Source organism: Streptomyces sp. RKAG337 (genome assembly GCF_023701715.1).
GTDB lineage: Bacteria > Actinomycetota > Actinomycetes > Streptomycetales > Streptomycetaceae > Actinacidiphila.
The window spans coordinates 4949271-4966432 of the sequence record NZ_JAJOZA010000001.1 but is presented as its reverse complement, the minus strand read 5'-3'; the positions used below and the strand labels follow the sequence as shown (position 1 = coordinate 4966432).

Genomic DNA, 17162 nt, shown 5'->3' with positions numbered 1-17162 from the left:
TGCCGCGTCACGCCGGCTCCATCGTTGTGGCCTCCCGGGCCGGGATCTCCTCCTGGTCCGGGAGTTCGCGTATCCGGGGTACCGGCGAGGGCAGCAGCCACAGGACGCACAGCACTCCGCCGACGGTGGCGATCCACAGCGTGGGCCGCAGTCCGAGTGCCGTGCCGAGCACGCCGCCCGCGAGGGCGCCGAGCGGGCGGATGCCGTGGTTGAACATGCGGAACGCCCCGGTCACCCGGGCCCGAAGCCGGTCGGGGATGACGGCGCTCTGCAGGGAGCCGCTGGCTATGTCCAGCACCATCACCCCGAATCCGGAGATGAATTCGGCGAGGAAGAGCAGGCCGAGGACCAGCGGGGTGGGTCCGCCGGCCAGCGGCACCAGGATCAGCGGGGTGGGGAAGACCGCGAAGCCGAGGACGACCGCCGGGCCGATCCCGATCCGCCGGACGATCCGGCCGCTGAGAGCCGCACCGATGAGTCCGCCGACCGCCCCGGCACCGATCACCAGCCCCAGCACGCCCGCGTTCAGGCCGAGTTCACCGACCGCGTAGAGCACGACGATGGTGTGGAAGACGAAGTTGAAGAAGTTCACGGTCGCGGCGGCGGCCAGCAGCGGGCGCAGGATCCGGGAGGCCGCTATGAACCGCAGCCCGGCGGTGAAGTGCCCCTTCTCCGCCGGGGCGGCCGGTGGTTCCACCGGGGAGATGCGGGCCAGATAGCCGGCCGAGACGAGATAGGAGACGGCGTCGACGAGCAGCGTGAGCGGCGCGGCGAGTATCTGCACCAGCAGCCCGGCCACGCTCGGCCCGGCCACGAAGGAGAAGGCCCGGCTGCCGTTGACGAGCGCGTTGCCGTCCACGTACCGGCCGGGCCGCACGAGGGAGACGAAGAGCGTGGCGTTGGAGACGTCGAAGGCGACGCTGCAGGCGCCGACAGCGAAGGCGATCACATACAGATGGGTGAGGGTCAGCAGGTCCAGGGCGTAGGCGGCGGGCAGCGAGAGCATCAGCGCCGCGCGGACCAGGTCGGCGGCGATCATGATGCGCCGCCTGCTGCCCCGCCGGTCGGCCCACGCCCCCGCCGGCAGCGAGAACAGCAGGGCCGGCAGCAGACCCGCGGCGGAGAGCCAGCCCATCTGCGCGGCATCCGCGTGCAGCACCAGGACGGCCGCGAGCGGTATCGCCAGGAACGACACCTGGTCGCCGAAGAGCGAGACGGTCTGGCCGGTCCAGTACCGGCGGAACGGGCGTTCGCGCAGCAGCGCCGGCACGCGCTCGGCGACGTTCACGACTACTCCTCTGCGGGGTCGGGGGCGGGTTGGTGGGCGGGGTCGTTGCCGGGGGCCGGGTCGTCGGCGGCCGGATGGCCGGCAGGGGCCGCGGTGTCCCGGTCCAGGAAGGCGATCCGCAGGAAGGAGACACGCTCCGCGCCGTCGGGACGGAGTGCGGGATCCGTGTCCCGGTCGGCGAACGTCTCCAGCAGTTCGTCCACCTTCGCGCCCAGCGCGACCAGCTCCTCCGGGGTGAGATGGAGCCATCTGTCGCCGAACTGCTCCGCCTCCTGCCAGGCGCGCGACAGTTCACGGCGGGTCTCCAGCGCCTTGGTCATCTTCTGGAAGTAGTTCTCGGCGACGGCGACGGTGAGCGCGTCCGCCGCCTCCGCCACCGCGGGGTCGTCCGAGTAGCCGGGCCAGTCCGTGAAGCGCGCCGTCGCCCGCCACGGCTTCTGCCGGCCGTGGCCGCCCTCCGCCTCCTCGACGAGTCCGAACTTGGCGAGCACCCGCAGATGGTAGGAGCAGCTGGCGACGGACTCCCCCGTCAGCTCGGCGGCCCGCGTCGCGGTGAACGGACCCTCCCGGCGCAGCAGGCCGGTGAGCATCATCCGCGTCGGGTGGGCGTAGGCCCGCAGGGCGCGCGGGTCGGTGAGCTGTATCTGCCTCTCGGTCATGATGTAAAGATACCTTTAGAAAGAAGTCTTTACAACGAAGTCTTTACATAGCACTCCCCACCAGGGTGGCCCGGAGATCGTCCACACGGTCCCCCACCACCGCGACCGACCCGTCGGTGTCCGTCCGCAGCACCGTCGCGCCCTGCGCGCGCAGCGCGGAGACCGTGCGCGGCGCCGGGTGGCCGTACGGGTTGTCCGCACCGCAGGAGATCAGCGCCAGGCGCGGCCGGAGCCGGGCCAGCAGGACCGGGTCCTGGTACGCCGAGCCGTGGTGCGCGACCTTCAGCACATCCACCCGGGGCAGCCCGGGGACAGCCGCCAGCAACTGCCGCTGGGCCGGCGGCTCCAGGTCGCCCAGCAGCAGGAACGTCAGCCCCGCGGTACGGACCAGCAGGACGACGCTGGCGTCGTTCGGACCGTTGTCCGGCAGCTCGCCCGGGGTCACGGGCGGCCAGAGCAGCTGCCACTCCAGCCCTCCCAGCCGGCGCCGCTCCCCCGCCGCCGCGCGGACCACCGGGATCCGCGCGGCGGCCGCCTGTCTGCGGACGAAGGCCGCCTGCTCGGGCGGTTCGTCCAGCGTCGTGGTCTCGATCGCGCCGACCCTGCGGCCGCGCAGCACCCCCGGCAGCCCGTCCACGTGGTCCGCGTGGAAGTGGGTCAGGATCAGCAGCGCGATCGAGGTCACCCCGAGCGACCGCAGGCACCGGTCGACGAGGGCCGGCTCCGGCCCGGCGTCGATGACGACGGCCGAGCCGTCCGTCCCGGACAGCACCAGGGAATCCCCCTGGCCCACATCGCACATGACGAGCCGCCAGCCGGGCGGCGGCCAGCCCGTGATGACGCGCGGGAGCTGGACGGGCCGCAGCACGGCGAGCAGCAGCAGGAGCGCGACGGCCGCGCAGAGCCATGGGCGGGCCACCAGCCGGCGGCCCGTCGTGACCACCGCCACGGTGAGCGCGGCGAGCAGCAGGCCGCCGCCCCACCCGCCGGGCCAGCCGATCCCGGCACCGGGCAGTGCCGCGCCCCGCCGGGCGACGGCCGCGATCCAGCCGGTGGGCCACCCGGCCAGCCAGGCCAGCCACTTGGCGGCCGGCATCGCGAACGGCGCGGCGGCCAGCGCCCCGAACCCGAGCACCGTGGCCGGCCCCACCGCCAGTTCCGCGAGCAGATTGCACGGGATCGCGACCAGGCTCACCTGCCCGGCGATCACCACGATCACCGGGGCGCAGACCGCCTGCGCGGCGGCCGCAGCGCCCAGCGCCTCGGCCGGCCCCGGCCGCATCCCACGGCGGCGCAGAGCCGCGCTCCACCGCGGGGAGATCGTCAACAGCGCGCCGGTGGCCAGCACGGACAGCAGGAATCCGTAGGAGCGGGCGAGCCAGGGGTCGTAGAGGACGAGGAGCAGCACGGCCGCGGCCAGCGCCGGCAGCAGGGCGCGGCGGCGGCCGGTACCGATCGCCAGCAGCGTGATCAGGCCGCAGGCGGCGGCCCGCAGCACACTCGGATCGGGACGGCAGACGATGACGAACCCGACGGTGAGCAGCCCGCCGAGGACGGCGGTCGTGCGCAGCGGGATCCCGATCCGCGGGGCGAGCCCACGTCGCTCCGCGCGGATGGCGAGGCCGGGCGGACCGATGAGCAACAGCAGGACGATGGTCAGATTCGAACCGGAGACCGCTGTCAGATGCGTCAGATCCGTGGCGTGGAACGCCTCGCGCAGTTCCGGAGTGAGCCGCACGGTGTCCCCGACGACGAGACCGGGGAGCAGCGCCCGCGCATCGGACGGCAGCCCGTCCGTCGCCACGCGCAGCCCCGCCCTGAGCCGCCCCGCGAAGCGCTGGGTCGTGGTGGGCGGGCCACTGACGTGCGGCGGCCCGCGCACCGACAGCACGGCGGCGTTCCGATCGCCGGGCAAGTCCGGCGGTGCGATCCGTGCCGCCACGGTGACCACGGTGGACGGCAGCAGCCCGAGCCACGGATCGGCGGACGCCGCGGGCACCCGGCCATCCGCGGGAACCTGCCCGGCCGGGCGCGCACCCGGTCCCGGCCAGCGTCGTGCCGGCTTGCGCGGTGCGACTGCTTCGGCGATGACCAGGACCGGCGTGCGGACCTTCGTGGTCACCCCGTGCGCGGTGACCCGGACGGCCTCCGCCTCGACGATCACGGCGTCCGGGGCGCGGGCCGCGCCCCGGACGTGCGGGAGGGTCAGCCGCGGATCACCGGCGATCCTCAACTCGACGACGGCGTGGGCATGTTCGGCGGCCAGTGCCGGCAGCGGCCCGCGATGCCCGTCGGCCGCGTGCAGGGCCGCGACGGCCGTCGCCGCGGAAGCGCACAGCAGCGCGGTGGCGGTGGCCGCCGCCAGACCGGCCGCAGGCCGCCCCCGCCCGGCCGCCAGCAACGCCGCCCCCACCACAGCGGTGACCACCGCGCACCAGGCCGCCACCTCACCCGGCATCCCCAGCGCGAGCGCCGCCGCGAACCAGGCGGCGAGGGCCGGCGGCACGAGTCGCAGATCCGCGGGCCCCTCCTGGTGCGGGTTGGACGCGCCGAGCGGTGATGCCGCCGACGCGTGCACCGCCGAACGCGGCACGGCACCCGCCGTATCCGCCCGGCGCCCCGCGCCCGCGCCGGGACCCGCCCTGGGACGGGTCACGGCTGGACCAGGGGCTTGAGGTCGGAGAAGCGCCGGTCGCCGATGCCGGTCACATTGCGGAGCTGGTCGACGGAGGCGAAGCCGCCGTGCTGGGCGCGGTAGTCGAGGATGTGCCGCGCCAGGACCGGCCCGACACCCGGCAGGGTCTCCAACTGGGCGCTGGTCGCCGAGTTGAGGCTCACGGGACCGGCGGGGGCACCGCCGCCCGGCCCCGGGGCGGCGGGCGCGGGCGGCCCGCCGACGACGACCTGCTCACCGTCGGAGAGCACCCGGGCAAGGTTCAGCGCGCTGGTGTCCGTCCCCGGGAGCGCCCCGCCGGCCGCCGCGAGAGCATCGGCCACCCGCGACCCGGCGGGCAGCCTGAGCAGCCCGGGGCGCCGGGCCTTGCCCGCGACGTCCACCGTCAGGACCGTCTTCGCCGCCCCGGCGGCGGCCGGCACGGACCCGGGCGGCCCGGAGCCGTCCGCCCGGGATCCCTCCGGCCCGGAGCCCGGCGCGGACCCCGGCCCCCGCATCGGGGTCAGGGACGCACCGGCCGACGGCCCGTCGATCCGCGCCGGAGCCGAGACCGTCCGTGGCCGCCCGGTCCAGAAGTGCTGCACGGCGAAGCCGACGGCGACGGCCAGGACGACCAGCAGCGCGGCGGCGGTCCTGAACTCCAGGCCGCAGCGCACATACAGCCAGCCGCGGAAGGCACGTAACCGCTCGGCAGGAGTCTGCCGGAACCGCGCCACACCCTCGGGCCCCGGCGCCGACGTCACGGCCGAAGGAGCGACCGAAGGCGAGGCCGAAGGAGCAGCAGAAGAGCCAGCGGAAGTGACAGCGGAAGCAGCGAGCGGTGCCGGTGGAGGATCCGGGCGCGGGTCAGGGCGCTGGTCAGGGCGCGGGTCCGGACGCGGGTCCGGACGCGGGTCCGGTGGATCGAAGAGCGCGGCGGCGCGCTCCCCCACCGTCCCCTGGAGGTGCTGAACGCCCCGATTGCCCTGGAGGTGACTGCGGCGGCGGCTGATCGTGGTGAGCGCTGTGGTTCCCATGCCGCGAAACTAGGCGGAATCACCGAACGAATATGATCACTGCCAAATCCTGTGGATAACCCACGAGTTGTGGACAACTCGCTCACTCAATGAGGTGAAATCACCGCTCCGAGCAGCCCCGGCCCCGCGTGTGCGCCGATCACCGCGCCCACCTCGCTGACCACCAGCTCGTCCAGCCCCGGCACCCGCTCCCGCAGCCGTTCGGCCAGCGCCGCCGCACGGTCGGCGGCGGCCAGGTGGTGGACCGCGATGGCCACCCGCCGGCTGCCGGCCCGCTCGACGACGATCTCCTCCAGCCGCGTGATCGCCCGGGAGGCCGTACGGACCTTCTCCAGCAGCTCGATCCTGCCGTCCACCAGTTGCAGGATCGGCTTGACCGCCAGCGCCGACCCGAACAGCGCCTGCGCCGCACCGATCCGGCCACCGCGCCGCAGATAGTCCAGGGTGTCGACGTAGAAGTACGCCAGGGTGTCCGCCGCGCGCTTCTCGGCGGCGGCCACGACCTCGTCGGCCGTCCCCCGGACCCGGCGGTCTCGGCCGCCGCCAGGACCGTGAAACCGAGCGCCATCGCGACCATTCCGGTGTCGACGACCCGTACCGGAACGGGCGAGTCGCGCGCGGCGACCAGCGCCGCGTCATGGGTCCCGGAGAACTCCGCGGACAGATGCAGCGAGACGATGTGGTCCGCGCCCGCCTCCGCGGCGGCCCGGTAGCACGCGGCGAACTCCGCCGGGCCGGGTCGCGAGGTGGTCACCGGACGCCTGCGCTGCAGGGCTCTGGCGACCGCAGGGGCGGAGATCTCCGTGCCCTCTTCGAACGCCTCGTCGCCGATCACCACGGTCAGCGGAACGACGGTGATGCCGTGCCGGGCCAGGGCCTCCTGCGACAGGTAGGCCGTGGAATCCGTGACGATAGCGACATGCGGGGACATGTGCGGGAGGTTACCCGGGGCCCGGGCGTGGCGACAGTGCGGCCCGGGTCAAGATCGGCTGATGTGCTTGTGCGGCCCGGGTCAAGATCGGCTGATGTGCTTGGGATCGCCGGCGGGGCCGCCCGTGGGGCCACCGACCGGCAGTGTGCTGGGCGCCCAGTGCCGCAGTGCTCCGGCCTCGATGTCGATCTGCTGCGCCAGCGCGGTCAGATCGTCGTCGGCGAACTGCCGGGCCCGGTCCTGGGCGGCCCAGCGCAGCGCGTCGGCGGAGTGGGTGATCCGCTCGGTGCGCTCGGCCAGGGACGGCAGCCGGTCGGCGATCCGCGCCTTGTCCGGCTCGCGCTCCAGCACCTTCAGCTCGGTGTCCAGCACCCGCGCATGATCGTTGAGCCGGGCGAGCAGGGCGGACGCCTCGGAGAGCGAGGCGTCCTCGGCCGAGCCGGCCTCCAGCGCCCGGTAGGTGCTGTCGATGGAGGTGCGCAGATCCAGCCGGAGTTGCGCCAGCTCCCCCGCCGCCCCCATCAGCGTGTAGCGGCGGGCCTTGAGCGCGGTGTCCTCGACGACCCGGCGGGCCTGCGCGCTGCCGCGCTCCACGCCGCGCTTCACCGCTCGCACGGTCCGTACGGTGGCGACGACGCCCACCGCCACGAACGACGCGAAGAGCAGCAGCAGCACAACGACGGCGATATCCACGGGTGCTCCTCCGGTCGAACGGGCGCGGGCAGCCGGGTGGGCCCACCGTCAACGGTAAACGCACCGGGCGGATCGGTGGCTCTGTACGAACCCCCAATCCGCCCGTAAGGGAAACCCCTGGTACCCGGCGCACCGCCGGACACCAGGGGTTCAGCGCACTCCGTGGCGTCAGCCGGTGACGATGTTGACCAGCTTCGGCGCCCGCACGATCACCTTGCGCACCGCGGCCCCGCCCAGCGCCGCGACCACACCCGCGTCGGCCAGTGCCAGCGCCTCCAGGTCCGCGTCGGAGATCGTCGGCGGCACCTCCAGGCGTGCCTTGACCTTGCCCTTGATCTGGACGACGCAGATCACGGCCTCGTCCTGGACCAGCGCCGGGTCCGCGACCGGGAACGGCGCGTGGACCAGCGAGCCGTCGTGGCCCAGCCTGCGCCACAGCTCCTCGGCGATGTGCGGGGCCAGCGGGGCGACCAGCAGCACCAGCGGCTCGGCGATGGCACGCGGCACCGCTCCGCCCGCCTTGGTCAGGAAGTTGTTCAGCTCGGTGACCTTGGCGATGGCGGTGTTGAAGCGCAGGCCCGCCATGTCCTGGCCGACGCCGTCGATCGCCTTGTGCAGCGCGCGCAGCGTCGCCTCGTCCGGCTCGGCGTCGGAGACGGTGACCTCACCGGTCTCCTCGTCGACGACGTTGCGCCACAGCCGCTGCAGCAGCCGGTACTGGCCGACCACCGCGCGGGTGTCCCAGGGGCGCGAGACGTCCAGCGGGCCCATCGCCATCTCGTACAGGCGCAGGGTGTCCGCGCCGTACTCGGCGCAGATCTCGTCCGGGGTGACGGCGTTCTTCAGGGACTTGCCCATCTTGCCCAGCACGCGGCTGACGGGCTCGCCCTGGTGGAAGTAGGCCCCGTCGCGCTCCTCGACCTCGGTGGCCGGCACCGGGAAGCCGCGGCTGTCGCGGTACACGAACGCCTGGATCATGCCCTGGTTGTACAGCTTGTGGAACGGCTCGGAGGACGAGATGTGCCCCAGGTCGAACAGCACCTTGGACCAGAAGCGCGCGTACAGCAGGTGCAGCACGGCGTGCTCGGCGCCGCCGACGTACAGGTCGACGCCGCCGTGCGGCTGGCCCTCGCGCGGGCCCATCCAGTACTGCTCGATCGCGGGGTCGACCAGCCGCTCGCTGTTGTTCGGGTCCAGGTAGCGCAGCTCGTACCAGCAGGAGCCGGCCCAGTTGGGCATGGTGTTGGTCTCGCGGCGGTAGCGCCGGATCCCGTTGCCGTCACCCAGGTCCAGGTCGACGTTCACCCAGTCCGCGTTGCGGGACAGCGGGGTCTCCGGGCGGGTGTCGGCGTCGTCCGGGTCGAAGGTGCGCGGCGAGTAGTCGTCGACCTCCGGCAGCTCCAGCGGCAGCATCGACTCGGGCAGCGGGTGCGCCACGCCGGCCTCGTCGTAGACGATCGGGAAGGGCTCGCCCCAGTAGCGCTGCCGGCTGAACAGCCAGTCGCGCAGCCGGAAGTTGACGGTGGCCGCACCGATACCGCGGCCGGCCAGCCACTCGGTGATCCGCGCCTTGGCGTCGGCGACGCCCAGGCCGTCCAGGGAGAACTCGTCGTTGGCGGAGTTGACCAGCTTCGCCTCGTACGCGGCGAAGGCGTCGTCCCACTCCGCCGGGTCGGTGCCGCGGCCGTCGGAGGGCTGGACGACACAGCGCATCGGCAGCTCGAAGGCGCGGGCGAAGGCGAAGTCGCGGCTGTCGTGCGCCGGGACGGCCATGATCGCGCCGGTGCCGTAGCCCATCAGCACGTAGTCGGCGATGAAGACCGGGACCTCGTCCCCGCTGACCGGGTTCACGGCGTAGGCGCCGGTGAAGACGCCGGTCTTCTCCTTGGCGTCGGCCTGCCGCTCGACGTCGGACTTGGCGGCGGCCATCTTGCGGTACGCGGCCACGGCCTCGCCCGGGGTGGCGTGCCCGCCGGTCCACACGTCGTGGGTGCCCTCGGGCCAGGCGGCCGGGACGACCGTCTCGACCAGCTCGTGCTCGGGCGCCAGCACCATGTAGGTGGCGCCGAACAGTGTGTCCTGGCGGGTCGTGAAGACGGTGATCTTCTCGTCGCCGACGGCGAAGTCGACCCGGGCGCCCTCGGAGCGGCCGATCCAGTTGCGCTGCTGCAGCTTGATGGCCTCGGGCCAGTCCAGCGGCTCCAGGTCGTCGATCAGCCGGTCCGCGTAAGCGGTGATGCGCATGTTCCACTGGCGCAGCTTGGACTTGAAGACCGGGAAGTTGCCGCGCTCGGAACGGCCGTCCGCGGTGACCTCCTCGTTCGCCAGGACGGTGCCCAGACCCGGGCACCAGTTGACGCGCGACTCGGACGCGTAGGCCAGCCGGTACTCACCCAGCAGGTCGGAGCGCTCGATGGCGGTCAGCGCGTCCCAGGCACGGCCGTCGGGGGTCGGGCGGGCGCCGGAGGCGAACTGGGCGACCAGGGTGTCGATCGGACGGGCCCGGCCCGCCTCCTCGTCGTACCAGGAGTTGAAGATCTGCAGGAAGATCCACTGGGTCCACTTGTAGTACGCCGGGTCGATCGTCTCGACCGAGCGGCGCATGTCGTGGCCCAGGCCCAGCCGGCGCAGCTGGCGCCGCATGTTCTCGATGGCGTCCTCGGTGGAGGCCCGCGGGTGCGTCCCGGTGGCGACCGCGTGCTGCTCGGCGGGCAGCCCGAAGGAGTCGAAGCCCAGCGTGTGCAGCACGTTGTGGCCGGTCATCCGCTGGTGGCGGGCGTACACATCGGTGGCGATGTAGCCCAGCGGGTGGCCGACGTGCAGTCCCGAGCCCGAGGGGTACGGGAACATGTCCATGATGAATTTCTTGGGCTTGGCGGCCAGCTCGGCGTCGCCCGCCAGGTCACCGCTGGGGTTCGGCGCCTCGTAGGTGCCCGAGGCCTCCCAGAAGTCCTGCCAGCGGGCCTCGATGTCGGCGGCCAGCTGAGCGGTGTACTTGAAGGTCGGCACAGTACGGTGCGGCTCGGCTGCCTCAGTGGCGGCGGTGGTCTCGCTCATCGTCCTCGAAGCTCCATCGTGATCATGACGGGCGTACGCCGCGTCTGCTGCCTGCCTGCGGAAACGAAAAAACCCCTCGCACAGGAGGGGCCGCCGCACCGACTCGGATCGCTGTGGATCGCTGTCAGTGCGGCTTGCTAAGCAGAAGGCGTACGGCACGCATGGGGTCAGGTTACCGCAGCGCGCGAGGGGCCCGCACCGGGAATGCCCCGGTGCGGGCCCGTGCACCGGCTCAGGAGCTCAGCCCGTGCGCCGACCGTGCGGTCAGCGGTGGTTCTTCTTCGGCAGGTACGAGGTCACGTAGTCGGCACCGGGGGTGCCGACGCCGGTGACGTCGTCGAAGCCGACCGTGGCGTGCAGCGACGCGTCCTTGCCGAGGCTGCGGAGCGACGTGGTCGTGCCGTCCGCCGCGTCGACCCCGTTGACGAAGTCAACGCGGACGACCGCCTGGTCACGGCCCTGGCCCAGCGGGTGGTCCGTGACGTCGTGGTAGGCCGAGGTGGCGTACCGGTCGTAGATCAGCGGGTTGGCGAAGCCGACCGGGATCCCGTGCCGCGCCTGCTGCACGAGGGCCTGGACGCCGGCGATCACCGGGGCGGCGAGCGAGGTGCCGCCGATCCGGTACTCGCTGTACGCCAGCGACCCGTCCGCGAGGGACTGGGTCTGACCGACCAGGAAGCCGGTGTTCGGGTCGGCGACCGCCGAGATGTCCGGCTCGACGCGCTGCTTCACGCCGCCGCCGTTGGCGAGGGCGAGCGAGTCCGGAACGATGTTGCGCTGGTAGAACGGCTGCGCGTAGAGGTTGCTGGTGCCGCCGCCCGCGCCCGAGGTGTAGGCGCCCGGGAAGCCCGTCCAGCTGTTGCCGTCAGCCGACAGCACAGCCTTCTCGGTGCCCCATCCGGTCTCCCACTGGTACTTCTCACCCTTGCCGACGTTCAGCGAGGTGCCGCCGACCGAGGTGGCCCAGGGGGAGTTTCCGGGGGTGTCGACCTGCTTCTTACCGGTCTTGGCGACGTTGTCGCCGGAGTCACCGGAGGAGAAGTAGAAGCCGATGCCCTCGACAGCACCCTGCAGGAAGACCTGGTCGTAGGCCGCGGCCACGTCCGGGGTCTCATTGGCCTCGACGTCGCCCCACGAGTTGGAGACGATGTCGGCGAGCCGGCCGTCGACGACCTTGTTCAGGGCGTCGAGCAGGTCGTTGTCCTGGCAGGACGCGCCACCGACGTAGACGATGTCGGCGTCGGGGGCCACGGCGTGCACGGCCTCGACGTCGAGCGTCTCCTCGCCGTACCAGCCACCCGCGTCGCAGGCCTCGGTCGAGTTGTAGTCGGCGGGCAGCACCTGGGAGAGCTGGCCCTTGCGGTACGCCTGGTCACCGTTGTTCTTGGCGTACTTCTTCGCGTCCTGGACGATGTACGGCGAGGCGTACGCGTCCGTGATCGCGACCGTGACGTTCTTACCGGTGTAGCTCTTCGCACCGTAGGCGGCGCGCAGGTCCTTGCCGGTGTAGCCCTTGATCGCGTACGGCGCCTTGGTGCCGTAGGCGGAGGGGAGCTTCTTGTTGGTGTTCGAGCCGAAGTAGCTCGAGAACGGCCCGGCGTTCTTGAACACCGCGCCGGGAGGCGGCAGCGCCTCGTCGTGCTTGGCGATCTTGGGAGCGTTGTCCAGGCCGACGACCGTGAGCACCGCGCCGTTCAGCGCCGCCGGCGCGGAGGCCGTCGTCGCCGGGGCGTGGTAAGTCTTGCCGTCCTTGGTGAAGTTGTGCAGCTGGGTGCCGAACGCCTTCTCCGCGGCCGCCACGTCACCGCTCACGGTGATGTAGTGCTGGGTGGTACCGGCCACCTTGAGGCCCGAGGACTTCAGCCAGGCGGTGACCTGGGCTATCTGGTCCTTCGTCGCACCGAACCGCGCCTGCGTCTGCGCCGCGGTCAGATACTTGCCGTAGGAAGCCGAGTTCGGGTCGGAAACCGCGGTCGCATAGGCCGTGAGGCCCTTCGCGTCCCGGCCCGCCAGGTAGACACGGGCGGTGACGCCGCTGGCGTCCGCCGTGTCGCCCTTGTCCGCATTGGCGGTTGCCCACAGCGGCTTGGTGCCACTGAGCAGCTGCCTGTCGTGCGGTTGGTCGGCCTGCGCGGCAGGTGTGCCCAGCGCGAGCGCGCCGGCCATCAGCGGCAGCGCTGCGGCCACCGCCAGTCCGGCACGCGTTCTTTTGCGCTCAAATCTCATGAAACCCCCATGCGAAGCGAGTTGACGCCGATTACGGTGTCGCCGCTATGCGTACGGCTCGTACCGCAGAGCGCCACTCTTTCGCCGAAAAGCTCATGTCAGGGGCATGCAATTGCCAAGAGCAGGCCAAGGAAACGCCAGCGAACGGTAAGCGCGGCGCGCCGGTCACGGGGCGCCGGAGGCAGGACCCGGCCGGTGGGAACCGTGGCCGGGCCGATGGGAACCGCGCCCGATCGGCGGGCGCCGAAAGGGAATCCGGTACCCGAACGGACGACGTTAGCAGCGGCGGCAACGGCGCGGCCGGAGTTGTCGGAAGCCGGCCGCCGGGCTCCGCCGGCCCGCCTAGCGTCCCGGTCATGCGAATGCGCCAGCACCGCGCGCACCGGGAGCAGCGGACCCGCGGCGTCAACGACCGGGCGGGGCCCGGCTCCGCGCGCACGGTGCTCCGTATCGCCGTGGGCACCGCGACCACCGCCGGCGTCCTCATCCTGGCCCTCACCTCGGGGCCGGGAATGCGCGGATACCTCCGGTTCACCTCCGGCGTGCTCACCCTGGTGTCGCTCACCGCGACCGTCGTCTGGGGTCTGATCTCCACCGACCGCGCGCTGTTGGGACCGCGGCACCGGCTGCTCGCCCAGGCCGTGCACCGCGCCACCGCCGTCGGCGCGCTCGGCTTCCTGGTGCTGCACGTCTCGGTGCAGATCGCGGTCGGACGGGTCCCGGTCTCCGGCGCGCTGCTCCCCTCCGGACTGCTGCCGTTCGGCCCGCGGGGCGGCGCGGTGCTGATCGCGCTCGGCACCCTGTCCGGCTACCTCATGGTGCTCGCCGCCGTGACGGGCGCGCTGCGCAGTGCCTTCGCGGGCCGGTGGCGGGCCGGCCGGTGGCGGGTGCTGCACTCCTGCGCGTACGTCTCCTGGTGTCTGGCGATCGTGCACGGCCTCAGGGCCGGCCGCGCCCCCGCCGGCTGGGTGGTCGCCGCGTACGCCCTGTGCCTGGTGGCCGTCGCCGCCGCGCTCGTCGTACGGCTGCGCCCGCCGCGGGACGACCGCGGCGGCGGTGACCGGCGGCCTCCCGGCGCCGGCGCCGCGGCTCGCGGAGAAGGACGGACGAGAAGACGAAAAAGGCCCGACCGCCGGTTCGGCGATCGGGCCTTCTGATTGTGGAGCTACGGAGAATTGAACTCCGGACCTCTTGCATGCCATGCAAGCGCTCTACCAACTGAGCTACAGCCCCGCGTTGTGCCCCGCCGGGTTCCCCCGGCGACTCGGCATACATTACACGGCCCTGGGGGTGTTTCGCCAAATCGTTTACCGGGAAGCCGGGGGCTCACCTGGAGGAACCGTTGCCCTGCTGTTCCGAGGCCGAGCCAGGTAATGTCGGGATTCCGTGCCAGGTTCACCGGCGCCCCGTGCCCCCCACCAGTCTCCCTGGAGCAGCGCACTGTGACAGCGACGCAGCTGACCGCCGACACCCGCATGATTGCGGCCAGGACGTTCATTCTGCGGCGACCGACGCTGCTCGCCGCGGCGGTCTGCCTGGTCTCCTTCGCCGGCTTCTGGATGGCGCAGCGCGCCTCCCATGTGTCGATGATCGACCTGATGGTCTACCGGGCCGAGGGCGCGACCGTGCGCAACGGCGGCGACCTGTACGACATGCGGGCCACGTACGCGAACCTCCCGACCACGTATCCACCCTTCGCCGCGCTGATGTTCATGCCGCTGACGTGGATCGGCGTGGGCGGGATGCGCGCGGTGGCGACGGTGGCGAACCTGGGCCTGCTGGTGGCGCTGGTGCATCTGTCGCTGCGGCTGACCGGGCGGCCGGTCAAGCTGCCGGCCGCGGCGGTGACGCTGGCCGTCGCGTCGGTCGCGGTGTGGTGCGAGCCGGTGTGGACGACCCTGCGGTACGGACAGATCAACCTGCTGCTGGCCGTGCTGGTGCTGTGGGACCTGACACGGCGCGCGAGCCACCGCTGGGCCGGTTTCGGGACCGGGATCGCGGCGGGCATCAAGCTGACGCCCGCGCTGTTCGCGGTGTTGCTGGCGCTGGCCGGGGTGGCGCTGGGCTGGCGGCGGCTGCGCCGCGGCCACAGCCCCTGGAATCCGCACCTGCGGCGGGCCGCGGTGGCCGTCATCACGTTCATCGGGACGGTGGCGATGGCCGCGGTGGCGCTGCCGCACGACTCACGGCGGTTCTGGACCGAGATGCTCTTCGCGGCGGACCGGGTCGGCTTCGGCGAGGACACCGCCAACCAGTCGCTGCGCGGGATCTTCGCCCGCGCCCTGCACACCGGCGACCCGGGCAGCGGCTGGCTGCTGGCGGCCGCCGCCGTCGGCTGCGCGGGCCTGGCCGTCGCGGTCGCGGCGCTGCTCGCCGGGGACCGGCTCCCGTACAACGTGGCCTGGGCGACGGTGGCCTGCGCGGTGACCGCGCTGCTGGTCAGCCCGATCTCCTGGTCGCACCACTGGGTGTGGGGGGTGCCGATGGTGGTCCTGCTCGCCACCGAGGCGCTGCGCCGCCGGGACGCGCTGTGGGCGGCGGGGACGGCCCTGACGGGGGCGCTGTTCTGCTCGTTCATGCTGTGGCTGGTCCCGCACGGCGCCGGGCGGTTCGAACTGGGGCAGAACGGCGGGCAGATGATGTTGTCCGCGGTCTATCCGGTGATCGGCGCCGCGTTCCTCACGGTGACCGGCACGGTGGCGTTCCAGGCCTTCCGCAACGATCCGCGCCGGCGGCGGCGTTCCACGCCCGTGCTGTCGTCGCGGCGGTCGGCCGCGTACGACTACGTCAACCGCTGACCGACCCCCCTGCTTCGGCGGTCGCCCCCATCACATCCGCCTTGCCCGCCCCATCCGTCCCATCCATGCCACGGCAGAGCAGGTTGTCCTCGACCCGGGCCAGCAGCCGGGCCAGTTCCCTGCGGTCGTCGGCCGACAGCCCCGCGACGGTGATCTCCTCCAGCTTCCGCCACGCGTCCTCGACGGGCGCGCGCAGCGTGTGGCCGGCCTCGGTCGCCTCGACGAGGACCGCGCGCCCGTCGTCGGGGTCGGGGCGGCGGGTGACCAGACCGGACTGTTCGAGGCGCTGGACCATCCTCGTCACGGTCGAGGGGTCGAGGTCCAGCAGCTTGATCAGCTCGGCCTGCCGCTGGGGTCCCGCGTCCCACAGCCGCATCATCAGCAGCTCCTGTCCCGCGTAGAGCCCGGCGCCGCGCAGCAGCCGGCCGGCGGCCATGCGGTGGGCGCGGGCGGTGCGGAACACCGCGTGGCTGATGCCGGTACGGCCGGCGGGGGCCGGCGGCGGCGTACAGGCGGGGTCTTCGGTGGCCGCGGGGCGGCTCTTCGGGGTCATGAACCCATTATGTTGGCCGGCCAAGGAATGTGTCGCGCTACTTCCCCGTTGATTGATTGGCCGACCACATAACTTCCTGGGGAGACCCTCATGTCCAACGCCTTCGACCCCATCGACCTCGCCGGTACCCGGCTTCCCAACCGCATAGCGATGGCCCCGATGACCCGCAGCCGGGCCTACGGTCCCGGCGCCACCCCGACCCCGGCGATGGCCGAGTACTACGCCCAGCGCGCCTCGGCCGGGCTGATCATCACCGAGGGGATCCAGCCCAGCGCCGTCGGCCAGGGCTACCCCGACACCCCCGGGCTGCACAGCGCGGAGCAGATCGCCGCCTGGCGGACGGTGACCGACGCCGTGCACGCGGCGGGCGGCCGGATCTTCGCCCAGCTGATGCACGCCGGCCGGATCGGCCACCCGGACCTGCTGCCGGACGGGCTCGTCCCGGTCAGCGCCTCACCGGTGGCCGCCGAGGGCCGGGTGTACACCCATGAGGGGCCGAAGGAGTTCATCGCGCCGCGTGAGCTGGACGACGCGGAGATCCGGCGGACCATCGCCGACTTCGCGACCGCCGCCCGCAACGCGATCGAGGCCGGCTTCGACGGGGTCGAGATCCACGGCGCCAACGGCTATCTGGTCCACCAGTTCCTGGCCCCCAACACCAACCGCCGCACCGACGAGTGGGGCGGCGAGGACGAGGACCGCATCCGGTTCGCCGTCGAGGTGACGCGCGCGGTGGCCGGTGCGATCGGCGCCGACCGCACCGGTCTGCGGATCTCCCCCGGAAACCCGTACAACGACATCGCCGAGCCCGAGCCGGAGGCCGTCTACAGCGCCCTGGTGCGCGCGGTGGAACCGCTCGGCCTGGCGTATCTGCACCTGGTCGAGGGAGCCGACCGCGAGCTGACGCTGCGGCTGCGCAAGCAGTACGCCGGCACCCTCGTTCTCAACGTCTGGACCGAGCGGCGTCCCACCGGTCCCGACGCGCTCGCCCTCATCGAGGACGGCACCGCGGACCTGGTGTCCTACGGTGCCCTGTTCCTCGCCAACCCCGACCTGCCGCGCCGCCTCGCGACCGGCGGCCCGTACAACACCCCTGACTCCGCCACGTTCTTCGGCGGGGACGAGCGCGGCTTCACCGACTATCCGGCGCTGGTCTGAACGGAGCGGGCGGAGCGGAACAGTTCGCGGCGAGGCGGTCGGAGCGGGGCCGGGGCCGGTTGCTGACGGAAGCCGGGATGCGGGGAGGCGGTCCTGGCTTTGTGCGGCC

General features: G+C 72.7%; 11 protein-coding genes, 1 tRNA gene and 1 pseudogene. 3 read left to right on the top strand and 10 right to left on the bottom strand.

The annotated features are described in order from the left end of the window. Positions 1 to 7: 7 nt before the first annotated feature. The 8 genes and pseudogenes from LNW73_RS21940 to LNW73_RS21905 form a co-directional block, all read right to left on the bottom strand. Complete coding sequence (locus LNW73_RS21940) at positions 8 to 1288, bottom strand: MFS transporter (RefSeq protein ID WP_250991055.1); 1281 nt, start codon at positions 1286 to 1288, stop codon at positions 8 to 10. A gap of 2 nt (positions 1289 to 1290) precedes the next feature. Continuing rightward, positions 1291 to 1947, bottom strand: a complete 657-nt coding sequence (locus LNW73_RS21935) for a winged helix-turn-helix domain-containing protein (RefSeq protein ID WP_250991054.1) — start codon at positions 1945 to 1947, stop codon at positions 1291 to 1293. Positions 1948 to 1990: 43 nt separating this feature from the next. Next, on the bottom strand, positions 1991 to 4540 hold the full coding sequence (locus LNW73_RS21930) for a ComEC/Rec2 family competence protein (protein WP_250991053.1): 2550 nt from the start codon (positions 4538 to 4540) through the stop codon (positions 1991 to 1993). 59 nt (positions 4541 to 4599) lie between these two features. Further along, a complete protein-coding gene (locus LNW73_RS21925) occupies positions 4600 to 5364 on the bottom strand; it encodes a ComEA family DNA-binding protein (protein WP_308407702.1) in 765 nt (254 codons plus the stop codon). Between the two features lie 359 nt (positions 5365 to 5723). Continuing rightward, a pseudogene (locus LNW73_RS21920) lies at positions 5724 to 6568 on the bottom strand (DegV family protein). 81 nt (positions 6569 to 6649) lie between these two features. Then, positions 6650 to 7261, bottom strand: a complete 612-nt coding sequence (locus LNW73_RS21915) for a hypothetical protein (protein WP_308407701.1) — start codon at positions 7259 to 7261, stop codon at positions 6650 to 6652. 168 nt (positions 7262 to 7429) lie between these two features. Then, positions 7430 to 10318, bottom strand: coding sequence for a leucine--tRNA ligase (gene leuS, locus LNW73_RS21910; RefSeq protein WP_250991052.1), 2889 nt, complete (start codon positions 10316 to 10318; stop codon positions 7430 to 7432). Between the two features lie 264 nt (positions 10319 to 10582). After that, on the bottom strand, positions 10583 to 12544 hold the full coding sequence (locus LNW73_RS21905) for a S53 family peptidase (RefSeq protein ID WP_250991051.1): 1962 nt from the start codon (positions 12542 to 12544) through the stop codon (positions 10583 to 10585). 356 nt (positions 12545 to 12900) lie between these two features. Here LNW73_RS21905 and LNW73_RS21900 point away from each other — a divergent pair, with 356 nt between their 5' ends. Continuing rightward, complete coding sequence (locus LNW73_RS21900) at positions 12901 to 13701, top strand: hypothetical protein (protein ID WP_250991050.1); 801 nt, start codon at positions 12901 to 12903, stop codon at positions 13699 to 13701. A gap of 3 nt (positions 13702 to 13704) precedes the next feature. On the opposite strand, the gene LNW73_RS21895 is transcribed toward LNW73_RS21900, so the two are convergent. Next, positions 13705 to 13777 (bottom strand) — tRNA-Ala (locus LNW73_RS21895). Between the two features lie 209 nt (positions 13778 to 13986). Between LNW73_RS21895 and LNW73_RS21890 the strand changes: the two genes are divergently transcribed. Beyond that, positions 13987 to 15342, top strand: a complete 1356-nt coding sequence (locus LNW73_RS21890) for a glycosyltransferase 87 family protein (protein WP_308407700.1) — start codon at positions 13987 to 13989, stop codon at positions 15340 to 15342. On the opposite strand, the gene LNW73_RS21885 is transcribed toward LNW73_RS21890, so the two are convergent. Then, a complete protein-coding gene (locus LNW73_RS21885) occupies positions 15332 to 15895 on the bottom strand; it encodes a MarR family winged helix-turn-helix transcriptional regulator (RefSeq protein WP_250991049.1) in 564 nt (187 codons plus the stop codon). The two genes, LNW73_RS21890 and LNW73_RS21885, sit on opposite strands and share 11 nt — an antisense overlap. 90 nt (positions 15896 to 15985) lie before the next feature. Between LNW73_RS21885 and LNW73_RS21880 the strand changes: the two genes are divergently transcribed. Further along, a complete protein-coding gene (locus LNW73_RS21880; RefSeq protein WP_250991048.1) occupies positions 15986 to 17053 on the top strand; it encodes an alkene reductase in 1068 nt (355 codons plus the stop codon). The last annotated feature ends 109 nt before the right edge of the window (positions 17054 to 17162 follow it).

Bases quoted from the DNA above. Each gene is read 5' to 3' on its own strand.
- LNW73_RS21935 (WP_250991054.1), bottom strand. From the start codon at position 1,947: ATGACCGAGAGGCAGATACAGCTCACCGACCCGCGCGCCCTGCGGGCC.
- leuS (WP_250991052.1), bottom strand. From the start codon at position 10,318: ATGAGCGAGACCACCGCCGCCACTGAGGCAGCCGAGCCGCACCGTACT.
- LNW73_RS21905 (WP_250991051.1), bottom strand. From the start codon at position 12,544: ATGAGATTTGAGCGCAAAAGAACGCGTGCCGGACTGGCGGTGGCCGCA.
- LNW73_RS21900 (WP_250991050.1), top strand. From the start codon at position 12,901: ATGCGAATGCGCCAGCACCGCGCGCACCGGGAGCAGCGGACCCGCGGC.
- LNW73_RS21885 (WP_250991049.1), bottom strand. From the start codon at position 15,895: ATGACCCCGAAGAGCCGCCCCGCGGCCACCGAAGACCCCGCCTGTACG.
- LNW73_RS21880 (WP_250991048.1), top strand. From the start codon at position 15,986: ATGTCCAACGCCTTCGACCCCATCGACCTCGCCGGTACCCGGCTTCCC.